The sequence below is a fragment of the Terrabacter sp. 2TAF16 genome (genome assembly GCF_052115065.1).
Classification (GTDB): Bacteria; Actinomycetota; Actinomycetes; order Actinomycetales; family Dermatophilaceae; genus Terrabacter.
Window position 1 is genome coordinate 1 of record NZ_JBFRFZ010000021.1, and the last position, 18,980, is coordinate 18,980.

The window sequence follows — 18,980 nt, forward strand, 5'->3', positions numbered from 1 at the left end:
TCACCTGGATCGAAAGGACCTACCACCGCCGACGCCGACAACGACCCCTCGGCAAACTAACGCCCATCGAGTTTGAGACCATCTACGCAGCCGCACACGCGGCCTGAAACCCCACACCACGCCTGTCAACCAGAGCGTCAGCAGTCCCGTGCCAGTAGCACGTTTGCTCAGGTCAGAGGTTTGGGGCACCACGGTCAGCACGAAGCGACGGAGCCGGTTCCATCCCTGGCGTATCGGCCGACTCATCCACTTTCAGGCCTCTGACCTGCGATACGTCTCCGCAGATAGCAGAGGACTGCGCCCGTGACTGTCGCCTCCCGACAGGGCAAACGACATCCGTCCCCGGGCTGCGGTCGGTACGTTGGCGTATGGCCACCTTCTACAGGTACAGCGACCGCATCAGCGAGATCACCGGCTACGCCATCTGGGCCCCGGCCTACCGACCCGCATTGGAGGTCGACGCCGGGGCCGCCGCCAACGCGCTGGACCTCGTCATCGGATCAGATCCCAGCGGTCTCTGCGCCATCTCCCCGAGCACGTTCCCGGGCTCGGCGCACGGCGAATGGGGCATCTGGGTGCCCGAGCAACTGCACCCAGCGTTCGAGACCGAGCTGGCGAAACACGGGCACGACGTCGTGGACGGCTGACACTGAGGGAGCGGCTCTGCGGTTGGGCCAGGGGTTTGCAAGCCGCGCCTCGGCCTGGAGGGTGGGCGCGCCGCCGTGGCTCACTCCGAAGTGGCTGTGAAGGCGTGATCTGTCAGGGTGGCCAGCCGGTCACCCAGGGCCGCCAGCGTCTGTCGGCTCGCTCGGTGTGCGGCTGCTCCCTCTGGGTCGTGGAAGCCTTGGTTCAGCCGGGCTCCTTGGCGAGGTAGGTCAGGGTCGCGACGACGAGCGCCGACGTGCCCGTGTCGAGCGTGGGCTGGATCAAGGGTGCGAAGTAGGGGGAGTGGTTCGGTGGTGCTGCGGAGGCGTCGGCGAACCCACCGACGCCCCAGTAGGCATACGGCGTCCCGAAGGCGTCCGGGATCCGGCTGAAGTCCTCACTGGCCGTCACCCGGCCGAGGTCGACCACCCGGTCGGCGAAGTGCTGCTCGAAGGCGCTGCGCACCGTCGCACCGACCTCGCGGTCGTTGGTCGTGAGGGGGTACTGGTCGTAGTAGTCGAACGTCGGTGCCTGCGGTGATCCGGCAGCGTCGCACTCCGCCCGCACGATGCGTTCGATCGCCGCAAGCACCTGGGCGCGGACGTCGTCGTCGTACGTGCGGACGTTGAGCAGCAGCACGGCTCGGTCGGCGATGACGTTGCTCTTCGTGCCGGCGACGCTGCTTCCGACGGTCACGACGGCGAACTCTCCGGGTTTGGTCTCACGGGCCACGATGGTCTGCAGCCTGACCACGATGGATGCTGCGAGCACGACGGGGTCGACGCTCAGGTGTGGCATCGAGCCGTGTGAGCCGATCCCGGAGACGGTGATCCGGATGCTGTCGCCTGCTGACATCACGGGACCGATGGTCGTTGCGACGGTCCCGGCCGGGAGGCCCAGGACGTGCTGGGCGAAAGCGACGTCGGGTCGTGGGATACGTCCGGTCAAGCCGGCATCGAGCATTCCTTGCGCGCCCGAGGCCGTCTCCTCGGCCGGCTGGAACAGGGCGACGAAGGTGCCGTGCCACAGGTCGCGTCGACTCGCGAGCAGCTGGGCGGCACCGAGGAGGCACGTGACGTGGACGTCGTGTCCGCAGGCGTGTGAGACCCCGACCGTCGCTCCGGTCTCGTCCGTGGCTTTGGCCGTGGACGCATACGGAAGGCCGGTCAGCTCGGTGACCGGCAGCGCGTCCATGTCGGCCCGGCACAGCACCGTCTGTCCGGACCCGTTCGGGAGTACGCCGACCACGCCACCACCCAGCTCGTGGATCTCGAACCCCCACCCGGTGAGCCGCTGGGCGACGGCCGCGGCTGTCTCGGACTCGCGTCCGCTCAGCTCCGGATGGGCATGCAGGTCGCGGTAGAAATCCTCTTGCCAGGCACATGTGTGGTGCAGCCCGGCCAGCACCTCGTCGGCGGATGTCATTCGGCGTCACCCCTCGTGGAGTTCGAAGAGCCGGTCTCACGGCGTGGTGACCGTACCCACCCAGGCTGTGAGATGGCTCCGAGGGCCACCTGCCCGCTGAGAGCGGCCGGCTGTCTCCGACGGTTCCACAGACCACCTGGGCGCGGGTACTTCCTCGGTCCGGCCACGACTTTCATCCCTCCGCGGAACGCGACTGACCGTCCTCGGGACCTGACCAGCGGCCATGCGGCGTCGACCTCTAGAACCCTTGGCCCGTAAGGGAATTCACGGGCGCGCGTCCCGTGCGGGCGCCTCTGACCGCCTGGGCGCCTACGTGCCCGGGATGGCCGAAAAACAGAGCTTCCCGAGTCATTGACAGCCGACTGTGCCGTCGAAAGGATGACCTCGTCGCCGCGCCCGGTCAGGGCGTCGGGACAACAAGACGGGGAGAAGCTGTGGACGTTATCAGTGGTTCACGCAAGGGCCTGATGGCCAAGGGGCTCACCCTGCTGCTCGCGGTTCCCGCGGCAGCCGTGGTGACGGCTCCGTCCAGCTACGCCGCCTGCGCGGAGGTGGGCAATGTCTATTACACGACGACTCAGTCGCCGACCTACCGCGGCGACTCGGACACCCGGACGTACGGGCGGAGTGGCGGCACCCTGACCATCGCTCTCGGCGAGTCGGTGACCACCGGGGGATCCATCACCGGAACCACGTCGGCAGAGGCCGGCGTCATCTTCGCGAAGGCAAGCGTGTCGGTTGGCGTCACCATCAAGAAGGACTGGACGAGTTCGGTGACCCGTTCGTACTCCTGGAAGGTCCCCTCGACGCAGTCGACCGGCTGGATCGAGGCGGGGCACCACGCCTACAAGGTCAGCTACACGAAGAAGACCCTCGTCGCTCCGTGCAACCTCCGCACCGACAAGACCGGCACGATCGTGGGCAACACCAGCGCCATCGAGTTCACCCACTCCTGAGTCGTCTCGGTGGTCCAGGCACACATCACCACTGCAGCCCCGGCCGGACCGGCTGGGGCTGCAGTGCCTTCGTCACGACCCCAGCGAGGACGGACACGGCGCGGGGGATGCCTCTCGGTTCTCGTGGCTGTCCTCGTCGCCTCGACCTCGGCCTGCTCGACCGGCCCCACGGCAGCCACAGACCACGGATCGGCTCGGGCTTCCGTCGGGGCAACGAGCGTTGCCCCGGTCTCGAGCGGCGCGTCGACCCCCGGCCCGCCGACCGTCGCCGCGGCGCCTACTGACCCGATGAATGATCTGAGGGCCAAGCACGGTCCCGCGGTGGGCCCCAGCCCCCTGTTGTCCGAGCGCGGGACGACGGCGGCGACGTACTCGTTGACGGCGACCTCGGGCTCCGAGGCCTTCGTCTCAGTGAGCTGCCCGGGTCCGGGTCGCTACACCGTCACTGGTGACGACGAGGTCCTCATCAGCAGCGTGTGCGCAGGAGCAGCCGCGGCAGACATCAGACTGCCGCTCGGGAGCATCGGCACGACGATCTCTGTGCAGGCTCCGGGACCCTATTGGCTGGTCATCGCACCTGTCGCCTGATGCGTCGCGGACGCACTTTCGCTGGTCGGCAAAGACCCCAGCCCTGCGTGAGGTCCGTCGGCCGGCACTACGAACGTGGCTGCACCGACACCGGACCGGCATCGGCGGACATGACACGCTCCTCGAACCATTGCAGGGTCAGCAGAAGACCGAAACCCAGGACGGGCGCAGTCAGGGCCAGGGCAATCACGGCGAGCTCCTCGCATAGGAAGGTCGTGCCGACGCGCCGCCCCGCCGACGCATCACACTGGTCTGCCACCTACCCGGAACACCCCCTTTTGGGACACGCGTTCTCGTGGCGCGCCGTCCTGGTGGGCCGGGTAGGCGTGAACCACAGCTGTCGTGAGCCTGGCCGTGGTGCGCACGAGCTCGGCCTCGGCACGGTGGGCGAGGGTGTGGGCAGCGACCAGGCTCGTCGTCGCGTCGACGTCGAGCTCGGCCTCCGCGTGGATCTCGTGGCCGATCCAGCGCATTCGCACGCTGCGGACTGCGGTCACGCCCGGTACCCGGGAGAGGGTGCGCTCGGCCGACTCGACGAGCGAGGGGTCGATCCCGTCCATGAGCCGACGGAGGACGTCGCGGGCCGCGGTGCGCAGCACCAGGACGATCGCGACGGTGATGGCGAGGCCGATGACGGGGTCGGCCCAGGTCCAGCCGACTGCGACCCCACCTGCTCCCACGAGCACCGCGAGGGAGGTGAAGCCATCGGTCCGCGCGTGGTGGCCGTCGGCCACGAGGGCCGCCGAGCCGATGGCCCGGCCCTCGCGGATGCGGAAGATCGCGACGGTCTCGTTGCCGATGAAGCCGACGAGTCCCGCCACGGCGACCCATCCCACGTTGTCGACCGGCGCCGGGTGCAGGAGGCGGTCGACGGCCTCCCATCCGGCGAGCACGGCCGAGAGGGCGATCATGGCGATGACGAAGAGTCCGGCGAGGTCCTCGGCGCGGCCGTAGCCGTACGTGTAACGGCGGGTGGCGGCGCGCCGGCCGAGCACGAAGGCGATCCAGAGCGGTACCGCGGTGAGCGCGTCGCTGAAGTTGTGGATCGTGTCGGCCAGCAGCGCCACCGAGCCGGACACGTAGACGACGCCCAGCTGCGCGAACGCGGTGACGCCGAGGACGACGAGGCTGATCTTCACCGCACGGATACCGCGGGCGCTCGACTCCAGGGCCGAGTCGACGGAGTCCGCGGCGTCGTGCGAGTGCGGGGTGACCGCGTGGCGGAGCCGAGCCCACCGGCTCGCGTGCCCATGGGAGTGCCCGGGGTGCTGTCGGGCGCCGTGCCGGTCGTGTGGGTGGTCGTGGTCGTGGTCGGCGGTGTTCATCGGGACTGCTCGTTCCTGCCGATCGGGGAGATGCTCGGTCCGGCCGACCGGTGGTGAGCGGGGACGCCGTCCGACGCGTGCTCGGCATGGTGGATCGCGTCACGGACGAGGCTGGCCACGTGGTCGTTCTCGACCCGGTAGAAGACCTGGTTCCCCTCGCGCCGGGTGCGCACCATGCGGGCCATCCTCAGCTTGGCGAGATGCTGGGAGACGGAGGGCGCTGCCTTGCCGAGGGCCTCGGCGAGCTCGTTCACCGGACGCTCGACGTCGCGCAGCGCCCAGAGCAGCCGGATCCGCGTGCCGTCGGCGAGCATCCGGAAGACCTCGACGGCCAGCTCGACCTGGTCGTCGGGTAGCCCATCAGTCTGCCTATCTGCATCCATACGCAGATTGTAACGATGCCTCCATGGACGAGGACGGGGGAGGGCCGACAGGGGCACGGGGTCGACCCACCGTTCACCTCCGGGGTCTGGTGAGCGTGGGGTGCCGGTCGGGCTCGTTGACGACCTCGGTCGCGACGGCGCTCAGACCGAGGCCCGCGCCTCGTGCGTACGAGCGCAGGAGCGTGAAGGCGTCGTCGACGCTGATGCCGTGGATGCGCGAGAGGATGCCCTTGGCCTGCTCGATGCTGATCCGGCTGACCAGCGCGTACTGCAGCTGCTCGGTGAGGACGCCGCTGGCCCGGATGGAGCGCTCCTGCAGGATGCCGATCGTGGCGATGTCGGCGACGGCCTGGACGACGCGTACGTCCGCGTCCTCGAGGGGATGCGCGTGGACGCTGAGCAGCGTGAGTGCACCGATCGCCGTGCCCTGGTGCCGCAGCGGTAGCGCGTGCACCGACTGGTAGCCCATGGAGGTGGCGAGTGCCGCGAACGCCGGCCACCGGCGGTGGGCCTCGCCGTCACGCAGGTCGGTGTTGACCACCGGCCCACCGGTGTGGAAGCAGTCCTGGCACGGACCGCTCTCGCTCTGCACGGCAAGTGCCTCGAGCAGCCGGACCGACTGCTCGGAGGCCGCCACGAACTGGAGTCGCCCGGTCGGATCGCCCAGGACGATCCCGGCCGCGCTGGCCGCGCTGATCGTCGCTGCCTTCTCGGCGACGAGCTCGAGGAACTCGATGATGTCGAAGTCGGCGACGAGGGTGTCGGCGACGGCGACGAAGACGTCGGTGAGCTTGTCGAGGGCGATCACGAGCGGTCAGCTCCTTTCGGCAGGCGCGCGCGTGGGCGCGTGGTCCGCGGACGGTGTCGAGGCGTCATCGGTACTCCCCGGGATCGTGAGGGGGATGGTCCCGCTGCAGATGGAGTATGCCGTCGATGACGTCCCGGGCCACGGCAGCGATGTCCTGGCCGGCTGCGAAGGCGTGTCCGCGCAGGCGTGCCATCGCCTCGGCGGGCTTCACCCCCAGGTCGACCATGACCATCCCCTGCGCCTGGTAGACCTCCATCCGGTGGGCCAGGACGTCGTCGAGCCCCTCCGGAGCCCGGCCCTCGGAGGCCCCAGCCTGCTCCTGGAGCAGCAGCCGGAGGGCGACCTCGGCGAAGCCGTAGCCCGACGCCAGGGCTTCGGCGGAGAGCGGACCGGCCTGACTGCGGTAGATGTCGAGCACCCCCACCCGCGCCGAGCCGATCTGCAGGGGGAAGGCGAACACCGCGCCGACCCCGAGCTCGGCCGCGCGCGGGCCGTAGATCGGCCATCGGTGCGACCCGGCTCCCACGAGGTCGGGCTCGAGCATCGGCCGGCGCGAGGCATGGGCGTCCAGACAGGGACCCTCGCCCAACGTGAACTGCAGCTCCTCGAGACTGCGGCTACGAGGACCCGCCCAGGCGGCGATCCCGGCCGACCCGTGTCCCTCACCGACCAGGCTGATGCCTGATCCCGACGCCGGGAGGTGACGCACCAGGGCGGCGCACAGGCGGGTCAAGGTGCTCACGAGTCCGTCGGCTCCCGCCGGGAGAGGCTCGTCGGCGAGCTGCAGCAGGATCCGAGCCACTGCTGGGTCCGGCCGGGACGTCGTCACGGGCAACCTCGGTTCTGGGGCATGAACCACCAGCCCGCCGCCGAGGTCCGGGGTCGACCGGCCTGAGATGGCTCCACCCTACGCCTCGTCCTCCGGACGACCGTCGTCCTGACGAGGTAGGAAGGCGCAGCCCGCTCGGGTGGGGTGAGCGGGCCGCGCCGGGTGCACCAGCAGCAGGGGGGTTGCTGCTGGGGCGTGGGCGCGCCCGCCGAGACAGGGGAGCATCGACGGGCGCGCGAGAGTGAGAGTGCCACAGCAGGCTGAGCGAATCCTGCACGCCACGCCGACGGGAAAATCGCAGGTGCCGGGCCATCGCGACGTCAGGTGCGCAGCTCCATCCGGCGCTCCGGCGGCTCATCGATCGGCCACCTCTCCGGGACTCCGGTGTCGACGAAGCCGGCCCGTTCGTACGCCGTCCGCGCCCGGACGTTGTCGTGGCGGACCATGAGATAGGTCGACATCCCCTGGGCAGCAGCCCAGTCCGTCACCGCGCGGATGAGGTGACCCGCCAGTCCGGTGCCTCGCGCATCCGGGGCCACCCACATCGAGATCAGCTCGACCCACTCCGCTCCCGCGGGTTGTCCGCTGACGACACCGACGTCCCTCGTCCCGTCGTGCGCCAGGAGGGTCAGCGGAACCTGGGTCAGGCGGGACCGCCAGCGCTCGGCAGGGGCATCGACCCAGTCGGCGTACCGCGAGCCGAAGGCTTCCGGTGACTCGGACAACGACGCGAGCCGCGCCGATCGGAACCGCTCCCAGTCGTCTGCTCCGATGCGCGTGATCTCCACGCCGCGAACCTAGCAAGTGCGCCGGGCGCCCACGCGGTCATGGCGTATGCGTGGCGCTGGCTCCGCGGTGACGGCCCGTCACCGCGTCGCTCCGCCCCAGTCGCAGTAGCCCGTTCCGGACTTGCGCCCGAGTCCTCGGGACTGGCGACTCCTCCTCCACCATGCGCACGGCCTCGAGGTTTCCAACTGGTGGCCACGTGAGCCCGACCGGAGCATGCGTGACACCATCGGGTCGGTCGACCCCGGTGTGGCAGGCGCGCTCGAGCCGCAGCCCACCGACCCGCTAGCACCACAAACCGTCCTGCCCCGGACAAGGAGGCGCCCGTGAAGGTCCTGCTGCTGGAGAACGTTCACCCCGTCGCCGTCGAAGCCTTTCGAAGCAACGGCCACGACGTCGAGGTCCGGTCCGGATCCCTCACCGAGGGCGAGCTCATCGACGCTCTGGTCGGAGTCTCGCTCCTGGGGATCCGGTCCAACACGAAGGTCACCCAGCGGGTGCTCGCAGCGGCCGACGACCTCCGCGCCGTCGGGTGCTTCTGCATCGGGACCAACCAGGTCGACCTCACCGCGGCAGCCGCGCACGGGGTCCCGGTCTTCAACGCACCCTTCTCGAACACGAGGAGCGTCGTCGAGCTGGTCATCGGCGAGATGCTCGCCCTGGCCCGTCGTCTGCCCGAGAAGACCCAGCGCATGCACGACGGGATCTGGGACAAGTCCGCGCGGGGGAGCCACGAGACGCGTGGTCAGACCCTCGGGATCGTCGGCTACGGCAACATCGGCACCCAGCTGTCCAACGTCGCCGAGGCCATCGGCCTCCACGTCGTCTTCTACGACACCGCGGACCGGCTGGCGCACGGGAACGCCCGGCGCCTGGGCTCGCTGGAGCAGCTGCTCGCCGAGTCCGACATCGTCAGCCTGCACGTCGACGGTCGACCCGGCAACGCAGGCCTCTTCGGCGACGAGCAGTTCTCGCTCATGAAGCCCGGCTCGGTGTTCATCAACGCCTCTCGCGGCATGGTGGTCGACGACCAGGCGCTGCGCGCGCACATCCTCTCCGGTCACCTCTCCGGTGCGGCCATCGACGTGTTCCCGTCCGAACCCAAGGCCCAGGGCGACCCGTTCGAGTCGCCGCTGCGAGGCCTCGACAACGTCATCCTCACCCCGCACGTGGGTGGCTCGACCCAGGAGGCGCAGGAGGAGATCGGGTCCTTCGTCGCGGCCAAGCTGCTCGGGTTCGTGCAGTCCGGTGTCACCTCCCTGTCGGTGAACCTGCCCGAGGTGTCGGCGCCGCCGGCCGACGGCGGCGGCTTCCGGGCCGGCTACCTCCACCACAACGTGCGCGGGGTGCTCGCGTCGATCAACCAGACGCTCTCCGAGGCAGGTGCCAACATCACCGGGCAGTCGCTCTCGACCCGCGGTGAGCTCGGCTACGTCATCACCGACACCGACGTGGCCCTGTCGGACGAGACCCTGGAGCAGCTGCGGCAGCTCGAGGAGACCGTCTGGCTCCGGACCTGGGCGACCTGACGGACGGCTCCGCGCCGGGGCCACAGAGCTCGGTGACTCCGGCATCCGCAGAGACAGAACGAACTACCGTCCCAAGTGCCCGAATCGTCCCGGTCTGGGCCTCTGACCTGCGGATTCGTGAGACGCGGGCCCCCGCCGTCCGCATAATTTCTCAGTGAGGGGCTCGGGGGAGCCCGGAACGTGGGGGTGGGGACAATGAGCGTGACACTGGGAGTGGGGCCCGGGGTGGGGGTACTCGAGGACTACGTCCGCGTGCTCGTGGTGGACGACCACCAGGCCGTGGCGTCGGCGATGGCGCTGGCGATCGGCCTGCAGGCCGGGCTGGAGTGCATCGGGTCGGCGAACTGCGCTTCAGAGGCGCGCGCGTCCGTCGCCGCTCTGCGTCCCGACGTCATCGTCATGGACGTCAACCTCGGTGACGGGGACGGCATCGAGCTCGCTGCCGAGCTCATCCGTGAGGACCCGCGACTGCGTGTCGTCGTGCTCACGGCCGACGTCGACCAGACCCTGCTGCGCCGCGCCGCCGATGCGGGCGCGAGTGCCCTGCTGCTCAAGGACGGCACGCTCACCGAGCTCTTCGAGGCGTTGCGCGGCTGCAAGGGAGACGGGTTCGTCGTGCATCCGCGGGTCCTGCGTGACCTCCTGCGCTGCCCCCCTGTCTCGAACCACACGCCGCTGACGGTCCGGGAGACCGAGGTGCTGATGCACCTCTCGGAGGGACACAACGTCGCGACGATCTCCGGACGTCTGGGGATCACGCGCCTCACGTGCCGTGGCTACGTGAAGAACATCATGGTCAAGCTCAACGCGCACTCGCAGCTCGAGGCGGTCGTGACGGCTCGACGGTTCGGACTGATCGGCTCCTGACCGTGCGCCTGCGACCCCGAAGGTGGTCGATGGGGGACTCTCACACCGTCCGCGGCCGAGCCGTTCGACGCTTCCTGCTGTGGAGCCTCATCGCGTTGACGGCGTGCGCCGGCGGCGTGAGCCTGGCCGTCAAGGCGGCAGCCCGTGACATCGCGGTCCGTGACGCCAGCACGCACGGGATCTCCTTCGCGCGCGACGTCGTCGCGCCGCTCATCAGTGCAGCCGTCCGCCGAGGTGACCCCGGCTCCGACCGCATCCTCGACGCCGTCGTGGGCAGCCCGCTGCGTGACGACTCCCTGGTGCGGATCAAGGTCTGGGGCGTGGGCGGCCAGGTCATCTGGTCCGATGTGCACGAGCTGCACGGCGAGACCTTCACCCTCGAGCCCGAGGAGGCCGCCCTCTTCGGGACCACCTCGTCGGTGGCGACCCTCTCGGACCTCTCGAAGGAGGAGAACCAGCACGAGCAGGGGTACGACGAGCTCCTCGAGGTGTATGCCGGGGCCGTCGACTCCGAGGGCAAGCCGATCCTCGTCGAGTCGTACTGGAACAGCGACCGGATCGTCCGCGACGAGATCGTCATCTCGACCCGCATCCTGCCGCTGGCGATCGGCGCCCTCGTCCTGTTCATCCTGACGGTGATCCCGTTGGCCCTCTCGCTCGCCCGGCGCGTCGACCAGGCTCAGGCAGAACGGTCGTCACTCCTGCGCCATGCGCTGGCCGCCTCTGACGTGGAGCGCCGCAAGATCTCGCGCGAGCTGCACGACGGGCTCATCCAGGACCTGACGAGCCTCGGCTACTCGCTTCCCGCTGTCGCGGCGGAGCTCCCGGCCCAGTCGACCTCGGCTCGCGGGGTGCTCGAGTCGGTGGGCCGTCGGCTCCAGGGTGACATCGCCTCGCTGCGAGGGCTGCTCACCGACCTCTACCCGGTCGGTCTCGCCCGCGAGGGGCTCGAGGCCGCCGTCGAGCAGCTCGCGCAACCCGTCCGTGCCGAGGGGGTCGACGTCACGATCGACGTCGACCGACGCCTCAAGGAGATCTCGGCCGAGTCCACCCAGTTCGCCTACCACGTCGTGCGGGAAGGCCTGCGCAACGTCGTGAAGCACGCCCACGCCCGGACCGTGTCCGTCGTCGCGACCGTCGACGGCAGCGACGTCGTGGTGACGGTCGACGACGACGGGGTGGGTGGCCCCTTCCCGGCGCCGGCGAAGGGCCACCTCGGACTGCGCCTGCTGCAGGACGACGTCGCCGACATCGGCGGCGAGGTCAGCCTGGGCGCCCTGCCCGGTGGCGGATCGCGTCTGCGAGCCCGCTTCCCCCAGAGGTTCGCCTGGTCCTGGGCACCCTGAGGGCGTACGCCTCCGGGTCGCGGGCTGCCGGTCAAGGCGCACCCCCCCAAATAGGGGGTTGACGGCACCCCCAAGGAGGGTCGCATGCGGCCCCCTCTTCGGCACTGTTGTGGCACAAGGGTGCTCAGCACCATGGATGCATGGGGAAAGAGCAGTTCGGGTGGGGGCGCCGACAGGGGAGTGGACGACGTCGACGTGTCGCGGACGACACGTCGCCGACCCGGCGGCGCGCGTGCCGGCCCGATCGCGCGACGGAGTGCCCAACCATCACCGGGGAGTCGGTGCCGTCGTCGGCGGCCGCCGTTCTCCTGTTCGTGACCGCGGGCGCGCCCGCGGTCAGAGTCGTGACTCTCACGGCAGACGGCGTTGCGACGACAGGCGGCTCGATCTCCCCCGTCCGTCCCGGGCGTGCCGGTCACGTCACGCACTGCGCCGATGCAACCCCCTCGTGGGAGTCCCGCGGCGGCCGGTCAGGTCGGCGGTGTGGCCGTCGGCCTGACCGTGCCGCTGTCACCGTCGACGAGGCGCGGACATGAGCATCCACGTGGCGCGCACCGTCACGGTGGCGCCGACCGGCCGACGTCCGGGCACGGCCGCGGTGCAGGTGAACCTGCTCGGCGGCCTGCACGTGCGCGTCGGGACCGCTGTCCTCGGACCACGTCAGCTCGGCGGCGTCAAGCCCCGCCACCTGCTCATCGCGCTCGCGGTGGCCCGCGGCGTCCCGGTGTCGAAGGAGGCGCTGGTCTCGATCCTGTGGGGCGACGACCGGCCCGCGGCGGCGACGGCGACCCTCGAGTCCTACGTGTGTGTGCTGCGCAAGCACCTCCAGGTCCCGGGCGCACCCCGGCAGGGGACGATCATGACCCGCGCCGGGTGCTACTCGCTGGACCTGGACCAGGTCGACCTCGACGTCGCGACGCTCGCCCGTGACGTCGGACGGGTCCTGCACCCGAGCGTCCGACCCGAGGTGGCACTGCCCCTGCTGCGCCGGACTCTTGCCGTCGCCAGGACCCCGCTGCTGCCGGACGAGGCGAGCGCCCTCTGGCTGGACGCGGCGCGCGCGGAGCACGAGCGGATGACGAGCGAGTGGCTCGTCGCCGCGGCCGAGAAGGTCGTGGACCTCGCGCCCGGCGATGCGACCCGCTGGGCCCGTCAGGCCATCGAGGCCGACTCGCTCGACGAGGGTGCCTGGTACGCCTACCTGCACAGCAAGGACGTGTCCGGGCACCATGCAGAGGGCCTGAGGGCGTATGCCCGGTGCCGCAGGGTGTTCGCCGACGAGCTCGGGTGTGCGCCCGGGCCGCGGCTGCAGGAGATGTATGGGCGCTTGCTCGGAGGTCCCGACGCGGGCGACTCCGAGCTCGAGGGCCTCATCGATGCCGTCGTCCGCCTTCACCGGGTCTCTCGCGGCGGGTTCGCCGCCGGGGACGTCCCCGACTCCGGCCCCGACTCCGGGACCGGCAGGCGGGGCCCGGCTGCCGACGAGGCCCGACACGCGCTCGCCGCACTCGTGCGGTGCGCGTCCTCGGCGCCATCACGACCGATCCGTTCGGCCAGCGCATGACGCCCGGGAGCCCCGGGCGGCAGCGCTCTCCGGGAGTCACGCCGAGCCGGCAAGCGGTGCCGGCACGGCGCACTTCCAATCCGTTCCACACGCACTCATCGGGTCTGCACAGGACCACGTCGGGGACACCAACAACAACTCACAAGGCAGGTGTGCAATGAAACGCTCAACCGGCAAGTCTCCCGGGCGGACTCACGCCCGGATCCTCGGCGTGGACGCTCGTCGGTCCGCGCACCGGGCGGGGCCGCAGCCACTAGCGGTCCGGTTCCGGTGGGTGGCAGCGAGCGTCGCGTTCGTCGTGCCGTTCGCCATGGTCGTGCCGCTCGCCGTCACGTCCGCGCAGGCCGCTCCCGCACCCGCGGGCAACGGCTTCGTGGTGACGGCATCCGACATCGCCTACATCCTCAAGCAGATCAAGATCGCCGAGCGCCACTCGGCGACGGAGACGGCGTCGAACCGCTGTGGCACGCTGGTGGGCCCCGGCCCCGACCAGGTCCCCGACCGGCTGACGTCCTACGGACTCCGCACCGTCGACGGCTCGTGCAACAACCTCTTCGCCGGCCGTGAGAAGTTCGCGGCCGCCGATGTCCCGTTCCCACGACTGACGACACCGGACTTCCGTGCGGCAGAGACGAACCCGCCACTGTTCGGGCCGCCTGTCGCCACGTCGTACGCCCAGAAGAAGGGCAACGTCTTCGACAGCCAGCCCCGGCTGGTGAGCAACCTCATCGTCGACCAGACCTCGACGAACCCGGCGGCCATCGCCGCGGCTGAGTTCCCGGTCCGGGCCCAGGGCGGCAACAAGGTCATCGCCTGCACGACCGACCCGACCCCGGCGGTCCCGCTCGGTGTGCCGGCGAACTGTGTGCCTTCGCACAAGACGCTCTTCATCGAGAACGTCACGACGGACGTCGGGCTCTCCCCGCCGTTCAACTCGGTCTTCACCTTCTTCGGCCAGTTCTTCGACCACGGCGTCGACCAGACGGTCAAGAGCGGCGGCACGGTCTTCGTCCCGCTGCGCGCCGACGACCCGCTGATCACGGCGGGTCCGGACGGCATACAGGGCAACGGTGACGAGGTGCCGGCCAACCAGGCTTTCATGGTCCTGACCCGCGCCCAGAACCAGCCCGGTCCGGACGGGATCCTCGGTGACAACCCGGCCACGACCGTGGACGAGTCCGCCGACGACATCCAGAACGCGAACAACACGGACAGCCCCTGGGTCGACCAGTCGCAGACGTACACCTCGCACAGCTCGCACCAGGTCTTCCTCCGCGAGTACACGAACGTCGGTGGACGGCCCGTCTCCGACGGTCGCTTCCTCGACGGTGGACCGGTCGGAGAGGCCTACCCGGGCTCGCCCGACGGCAGCGGCGGGCTGGCCACGTGGGCCGGCATCAAGAAGCAGGCGGCAGACCTGCTCGGCCTGCGTCTCGTCGATGCGGACGTCACGAACATCCCGATGATCGCCGCCGACCCCTACGGCAACTTCCTGCCCGGCCCGGCTCGCGGTCTCCCGCAGTACGTGACGACGGCCAACACTCTCGTCGAGGGCTGCCGCACGACCGACGTCGGCTGCGCCGGCCCGGTGCCGGCACCGGCCAACGTCCAGCACTTCGACACGCCGTTCCTCACCGACATCGCGCACAACGCCGACCCGTCCGGTGGGCTCACGCCGGACACGGACACCACGCCGTCGACCGACTTCGCGCACCAGCCGGCCGGCACCTACGACGACGAGCTGCTCAACGCACACTTCATCTGCGGTGACGGACGGTGCAACGAGAACATCGCCCTGTCCTCGATCCACCAGGTGTTCCACTCGGAGCACAACCGCCTGGTCGACGACATCGCCAACACGCTGAACAACAACCCGTCGCTCCTCGCCGACTTCCAGGCCCCGCACCGCCTCACGGCCGCGGGCGCGGACGTCAGCTACGGCTACGGCGGACGCCTCTTCCAGGCAGCCCGCTTCGTGACGGAGATGGAGTACCAGCACCTCGTCTTCGAGGAGTTCGGTCGCAAGGTGCAGCCGGCGATCCGGCCGTTCCACGTCTACTCGCCTGACATCAACCCGGCCGTCCAGGCCGAGTTCGCCCATGCCGTCTACCGGTTCGGGCACTCGATGCTCGACGACGACGTGGCGCGCACGACGACCGAGGCCAACGGTGCCAAGACGGACAACTCGCTCCCGCTGCTCACGGCGTTCCTCAACCCGCCTGAGCTCTTCGCGAGAACCCACGGGGCGAGTCCGACCTCCTACACCGCGCGCGAGGGAGCGGGAGCGATCTTCATGGGCTCCTCCGACCAGGCCGGCAACGAGATCGACGAGTTCGTGACCGAGACCCTCCGCAACAACCTGCTGGGTCTGCCGCTCGACCTCCCGACGCTCAACATGGCCCGTGCCAGGGACGCGGGCATCCCGCGGCTCAACGACCTGCGCCGGCAGATCTTCGCGCAGACCAACGACGGCCAGCTCGCGCCGTACACCGACTGGACCGACTTCGGGCAGCACCTCAAGCACCCCGAGTCGCTGGTCAACTTCGTCGCGGCCTACGGACAGCACCCGTCGATCGTCGGTGCCACGACGGCAGCCGCCAAGCGCAATGCTGCCCGGGCGATCGTCAACCCGCTCGCCACCGACGTCCCGCCGGCCGACGCGGCCGACTTCATGTTCGGTACGGGTGCCTGGGCCAACGCAGGCGGTCGCACCACCACCGGTGTCGACGACGTCGACCTGTGGGTCGGCGGCCTCGCCGAGGTGACGAACCTCTTCGGCGGCCTGCTGGGCTCGACCTTCAACTACGTCTTCCAGACGCAGATGGAGAGCCTGCAGGACGGCGACCGCTTCTACTACCTGCTCCGGACTCCCGGGATGAACCTCCGCACCCAGCTCGAGGGCAACTCCTTCTCCGAGATGATCCAGCGCAACACCGAGGGGACGAACTCGCTCAAGGCCGACGCCTTCGCCACGGCTGACTGCAAGTTCCAGATGTCGTTCCTGAACGACCCGCTGAACTCCCCGAACACGCTGGTCCGCGCAGCGACTCCCGACGTGCCGGCAAGCCTGACGGGCGCCGGAACGCTCAAGGACGACCCGGCCACGGCCGACTGCGACGAGAACCTGTTGCTGCTCAAGAAGGCTGACGGCGCGATCGCCTACCGCGCGATCAACACCGTCGACCCGGCGGGCATCAACGGGCAGTCGGTCTACAACGGCACCGCCGCCGTGGACCGGATCATCGGTGGCAACGACAACGACACCTTCTGGGGTGGCCTCGGCAACGACGTCATCGAGGGCAACGGCGGAGACGACATCGCGCTCGGTGGCGAGGGCGACGACATCATCACCGACCTCGGTGGTGCGGACGTGCCCAAGGGCGGCCCCGGCGACGACGCGATCGATGCCGGCATCGGGGACGACATCCCGATGGGTAACGAGGGTCAGGACTTCATCAACGGTGGAGCCAACGACAACGAGACCTTCGCAGGCCCCGGCAATGACTTCGTCATCGCCGGCCAGGGTGCCGACGCCGTCTTCGGAGACGGTGGCGACGACTGGATCGAGGGCGGCTCGGGGCAGGACCTGCTCCAGGGCGACCACGGTGCGCCGTTCTTCGACGACCCGGCCCAGACGGCACCCGGCAACGACATCTTCGTCGGCCAGGTCGGCGAGAACGACTACGACGCCGAGGGCGGAGACGACCTCATGTCGCAGAACGCGGCCGTCGACCGCAACGCTGGCGCCGGCGGCTTCGACTGGGCCTTCCACCAGTACGACACCGTGGGCGGTGACGACGACATGGAGATCAACAACAACCTCGTCGGCGTCCCGATCCAGCTCGTCGTGAACCGCGACCGTTGGCAGGAGACCGAGGCCGACTCGGGCTCGAACTTCAACGACGTCATCAAGGGTCACGAGGTCGCTCCGTCGACCTTGGGCGGTGCCGGGTTCACCGGGTGCAACGCACTCGACCCGACCGGTGTCGCACGCATCGGCGGACTCAACCGCCTGGTCTCGACCTTCCCGAGCCAGCTGGCACCCATCGTCGCGGCCTCCGCCGCCGGCTACTGCCCACTCACCGGACAGGCCGGCACGGTTGCCGGAACCGGGACGGTCTGGGCCGAGGGCGACATCCTGCTCGGTGGCGGTGGCAGTGACACCATCACCGGCCGGGGCGCCGATGACATCATCGACGGCGACCACGCCCTGTCCGTGCGGATCAGCTACCGCACCAACCCGGCCGACCCCACCACCCAGACCGGCACGACGGACCTGATGGAGAACAAGGCGGTGCCCGCGACCACCACGAACCCGTGGGGAACCGGCACCACCGGCATGACGCTCCAGCAGGCGGTCTTCGCCGGACTGGCCGACCCGGGCAACCTGGTCGCGGTCCGTGAGATCACGGGCATGGGCACCACAGCAGCCACCGGCGCCGCAGGTGACTGCGCCCTCGGAGCTGCCGCGGTCAACTGCGACGTCGCGGTCTTCACCGGGACCTTGGCGTCCTACACGATCACGCCGAACGCCAACGGCAGCATCACCGTCGACAGCAACGGCGGAGCCGACGGCATCGACACCGTGTGGAACGTCGAGCGCCTGCAGTTCAGCGACGCGACCCTGCCTGTGGCAGTGCCCGCCGCGCCCAGCATCACGAGCCTGGTCGCAGGCAACGCCTCGGTGACGGTCAACTTCACCGGGCCTGCCACCGCGACGAGCTTCGCGATCCGGGTCTTCTCCGGGACCGACACGACCGTCGCTCCGGTCCAGACCATCACCGGGATCTCGCGCACCGCGACCTCCCGCCTCGTCACCGGTCTCACCAACGGCACGCTCTACACCTTCCAGGTGGCCGCGGTGAACCAGTTCGGCACCGGACCGGCGGCATCGGGGACGGCGACACCCGTCGCCCCGACCGCACCGGCAGCACCGACGATCGGCACGGCCACACCGGGCAACGCCTCGGCCACCGTCCGGTGGACCGCGGGAGCCAACGGAGGCTCGCCCATCACCGGGTTCTCCGTGCGGGTGGTCAACGTCGCTACCAACACCCAGGTGGGTGCCCTTCGCCCAGCGGGTGCGGCGGCGACCAGCCTGGTCGTCACGGGGCTGACCAACGGGACGGCATACCGCTTCCAGGTCGCTGCGGTGAACGCCGCCGGCACGAGCGCCCTCTCGGCCCTGTCGAACTCGGTCACGCCGGCGACCGCACCGGCTGCCCCGACGATCGGCACGCCCACCCGGGGCAACGCCTCGGCCACCGTCCGGTGGACTGCGGGAACCAACGGAGGCTCGCCCATCACCGGGTTCTCCGTGCGGGTGGTCAACGCTGCTGGAACCCAGGTGGGTGCCCTTCGCCCAGCGGGTGCGGCGGCGACCAGCCTGGTCGTCACGGGGCTGACCAACGGGACGGCGTACCGTTTCCAGGTCGCTGCGGTGAACGCCGTCGGCACGAGCGCCTTCTCGGCTCTGTCGATCGCGGTGACGCCGGCAACCGTTCCCGGCGCTCCCGTCATCGGGACCGCCACGGCCGGAGTCGCCGGTGGTGCGATCAACGCGACAGCGCGGTGGACGCCTCCGGCAGCGACTGGTGGCTCGGTCATCACCGGCTACCGGGTCTCGGCGCTGCGCATGAGTGCAGCGGGAGCGGTCCTCGCGACCACCGTCTCAGCGGTGCAGCCGAGCACGGCCCGGTCGCTCGTGATGACACTGCCGGTCGCCGGTAACTACCGGTTCACCGTCCAGGCCGTCAACGCGGTGGGAGGCGGGGCCCAGTCGGCCCGGTCGAACCTCGTGGCCGGCCGGTAGTCCGGTAAGCAAGCAGGAGGGTGGTGGCCCCGCAGGGGTCACCACCCTCCGTCGTGTGGGGGCGTGAGTGGTCCCCGCGATGTCGTGCCGCCGGCCCGGCCGTCGCCGCGACTGCCC

At 70.0% G+C, this 18,980-nt stretch carries 14 protein-coding genes; 7 read left to right on the forward strand and 7 right to left on the reverse strand.

Going from position 1 to position 18,980, the window contains the following annotated elements; genetic code table 11:
• The first annotated feature begins 368 nt into the window (after positions 1–368).
• Positions 369–647 carry a hypothetical protein gene (locus AB4Z14_RS21045; RefSeq protein WP_442276931.1) on the forward strand — a complete coding sequence of 93 codons (279 nt, stop codon included), beginning with the start codon at positions 369–371 and terminating at the stop codon, positions 645–647.
• A gap of 202 nt (positions 648–849) precedes the next feature.
• Here AB4Z14_RS21045 and AB4Z14_RS21050 read toward each other — a convergent pair whose 3' ends face one another.
• On the reverse strand, positions 850–2,070 hold the full coding sequence (locus AB4Z14_RS21050; RefSeq protein ID WP_442276932.1) for an amidohydrolase: 1,221 nt from the start codon (positions 2,068–2,070) through the stop codon (positions 850–852).
• A 434-nt stretch (positions 2,071–2,504) separates the two neighbouring features.
• Here AB4Z14_RS21050 and AB4Z14_RS21055 point away from each other — a divergent pair, with 434 nt between their 5' ends.
• Entirely contained in the window at positions 2,505–3,026 is a 522-nt protein-coding gene (locus AB4Z14_RS21055; protein WP_442276933.1) for a hypothetical protein, read from the forward strand.
• A 655-nt stretch (positions 3,027–3,681) separates the two neighbouring features.
• Here the strand turns inward: AB4Z14_RS21055 and AB4Z14_RS21060 are convergent.
• The 6 genes from AB4Z14_RS21060 to AB4Z14_RS21085 all read right to left on the reverse strand — a co-directional run bounded on the left by AB4Z14_RS21060 (position 3,682) and on the right by AB4Z14_RS21085 (position 7,747).
• Positions 3,682–3,804 carry a hypothetical protein gene (locus AB4Z14_RS21060; protein ID WP_255358395.1) on the reverse strand — a complete coding sequence of 41 codons (123 nt, stop codon included), beginning with the start codon at positions 3,802–3,804 and terminating at the stop codon, positions 3,682–3,684.
• A 52-nt stretch (positions 3,805–3,856) separates the two neighbouring features.
• Positions 3,857–4,939, reverse strand: coding sequence for a cation diffusion facilitator family transporter (locus AB4Z14_RS21065; protein WP_442276934.1), 1,083 nt, complete (start codon positions 4,937–4,939; stop codon positions 3,857–3,859).
• Entirely contained in the window at positions 4,936–5,322 is a 387-nt protein-coding gene (locus AB4Z14_RS21070; RefSeq protein ID WP_442276935.1) for an ArsR/SmtB family transcription factor, read from the reverse strand. The genes AB4Z14_RS21065 and AB4Z14_RS21070 overlap by 4 nt, the downstream gene beginning before the upstream one ends.
• A gap of 73 nt (positions 5,323–5,395) precedes the next feature.
• Entirely contained in the window at positions 5,396–6,130 is a 735-nt protein-coding gene (locus AB4Z14_RS21075; protein WP_442276936.1) for a GAF and ANTAR domain-containing protein, read from the reverse strand.
• Positions 6,131–6,194: 64 nt separating this feature from the next.
• Positions 6,195–6,959 carry a GAF and ANTAR domain-containing protein gene (locus tag AB4Z14_RS21080; RefSeq protein ID WP_442276937.1) on the reverse strand — a complete coding sequence of 255 codons (765 nt, stop codon included), beginning with the start codon at positions 6,957–6,959 and terminating at the stop codon, positions 6,195–6,197.
• Positions 6,960–7,279: 320 nt separating this feature from the next.
• The gene (locus AB4Z14_RS21085; RefSeq protein ID WP_442276938.1) at positions 7,280–7,747 is read right to left on the reverse strand and encodes a GNAT family N-acetyltransferase; all 468 of its coding nucleotides are present in this window, start codon (positions 7,745–7,747) and stop codon (positions 7,280–7,282) included.
• Positions 7,748–8,071: 324 nt separating this feature from the next.
• Here AB4Z14_RS21085 and serA point away from each other — a divergent pair, with 324 nt between their 5' ends.
• The 5 genes from serA (at position 8,072) to AB4Z14_RS21110 (ending at position 18,863) form a co-directional block, all read left to right on the forward strand.
• Complete coding sequence (gene serA, locus AB4Z14_RS21090; protein WP_442276939.1) at positions 8,072–9,274, forward strand: phosphoglycerate dehydrogenase; 1,203 nt, start codon at positions 8,072–8,074, stop codon at positions 9,272–9,274.
• Positions 9,275–9,469: 195 nt separating this feature from the next.
• Complete coding sequence (locus AB4Z14_RS21095) at positions 9,470–10,141, forward strand: response regulator (protein WP_442276940.1); 672 nt, start codon at positions 9,470–9,472, stop codon at positions 10,139–10,141.
• A 29-nt stretch (positions 10,142–10,170) separates the two neighbouring features.
• Positions 10,171–11,487 (forward strand): sensor histidine kinase, encoded by a 1,317-nt coding sequence (locus tag AB4Z14_RS21100; RefSeq protein ID WP_442276941.1) that lies wholly within the window; start codon positions 10,171–10,173, stop codon positions 11,485–11,487.
• A 532-nt stretch (positions 11,488–12,019) separates the two neighbouring features.
• A complete protein-coding gene (locus AB4Z14_RS21105) occupies positions 12,020–13,051 on the forward strand; it encodes an AfsR/SARP family transcriptional regulator (RefSeq protein WP_442276942.1) in 1,032 nt (343 codons plus the stop codon).
• Between the two features lie 274 nt (positions 13,052–13,325).
• Positions 13,326–18,863: a peroxidase family protein gene (locus AB4Z14_RS21110; protein ID WP_442276943.1), complete on the forward strand. Its 5,538-nt coding sequence runs from the start codon at positions 13,326–13,328 to the stop codon at positions 18,861–18,863.
• Positions 18,864–18,980 lie beyond the last annotated feature (117 nt).

What these genes read in the sequence shown, in the direction of transcription:
- AB4Z14_RS21045 (WP_442276931.1), top strand. Translation starts at nt 369, where the DNA reads ATGGCCACCTTCTACAGGTACAGCGACCGCATCAGCGAGATCACCGGC.
- AB4Z14_RS21050 (WP_442276932.1), bottom strand. Translation starts at nt 2,070, where the DNA reads ATGACATCCGCCGACGAGGTGCTGGCCGGGCTGCACCACACATGTGCC.
- AB4Z14_RS21065 (WP_442276934.1), bottom strand. Translation starts at nt 4,939, where the DNA reads ATGAACACCGCCGACCACGACCACGACCACCCACACGACCGGCACGGC.
- AB4Z14_RS21070 (WP_442276935.1), bottom strand. Translation starts at nt 5,322, where the DNA reads ATGGATGCAGATAGGCAGACTGATGGGCTACCCGACGACCAGGTCGAG.
- AB4Z14_RS21095 (WP_442276940.1), top strand. Translation starts at nt 9,470, where the DNA reads ATGAGCGTGACACTGGGAGTGGGGCCCGGGGTGGGGGTACTCGAGGAC.
- AB4Z14_RS21100 (WP_442276941.1), top strand. Translation starts at nt 10,171, where the DNA reads ATGGGGGACTCTCACACCGTCCGCGGCCGAGCCGTTCGACGCTTCCTG.
- AB4Z14_RS21105 (WP_442276942.1), top strand. Translation starts at nt 12,020, where the DNA reads ATGAGCATCCACGTGGCGCGCACCGTCACGGTGGCGCCGACCGGCCGA.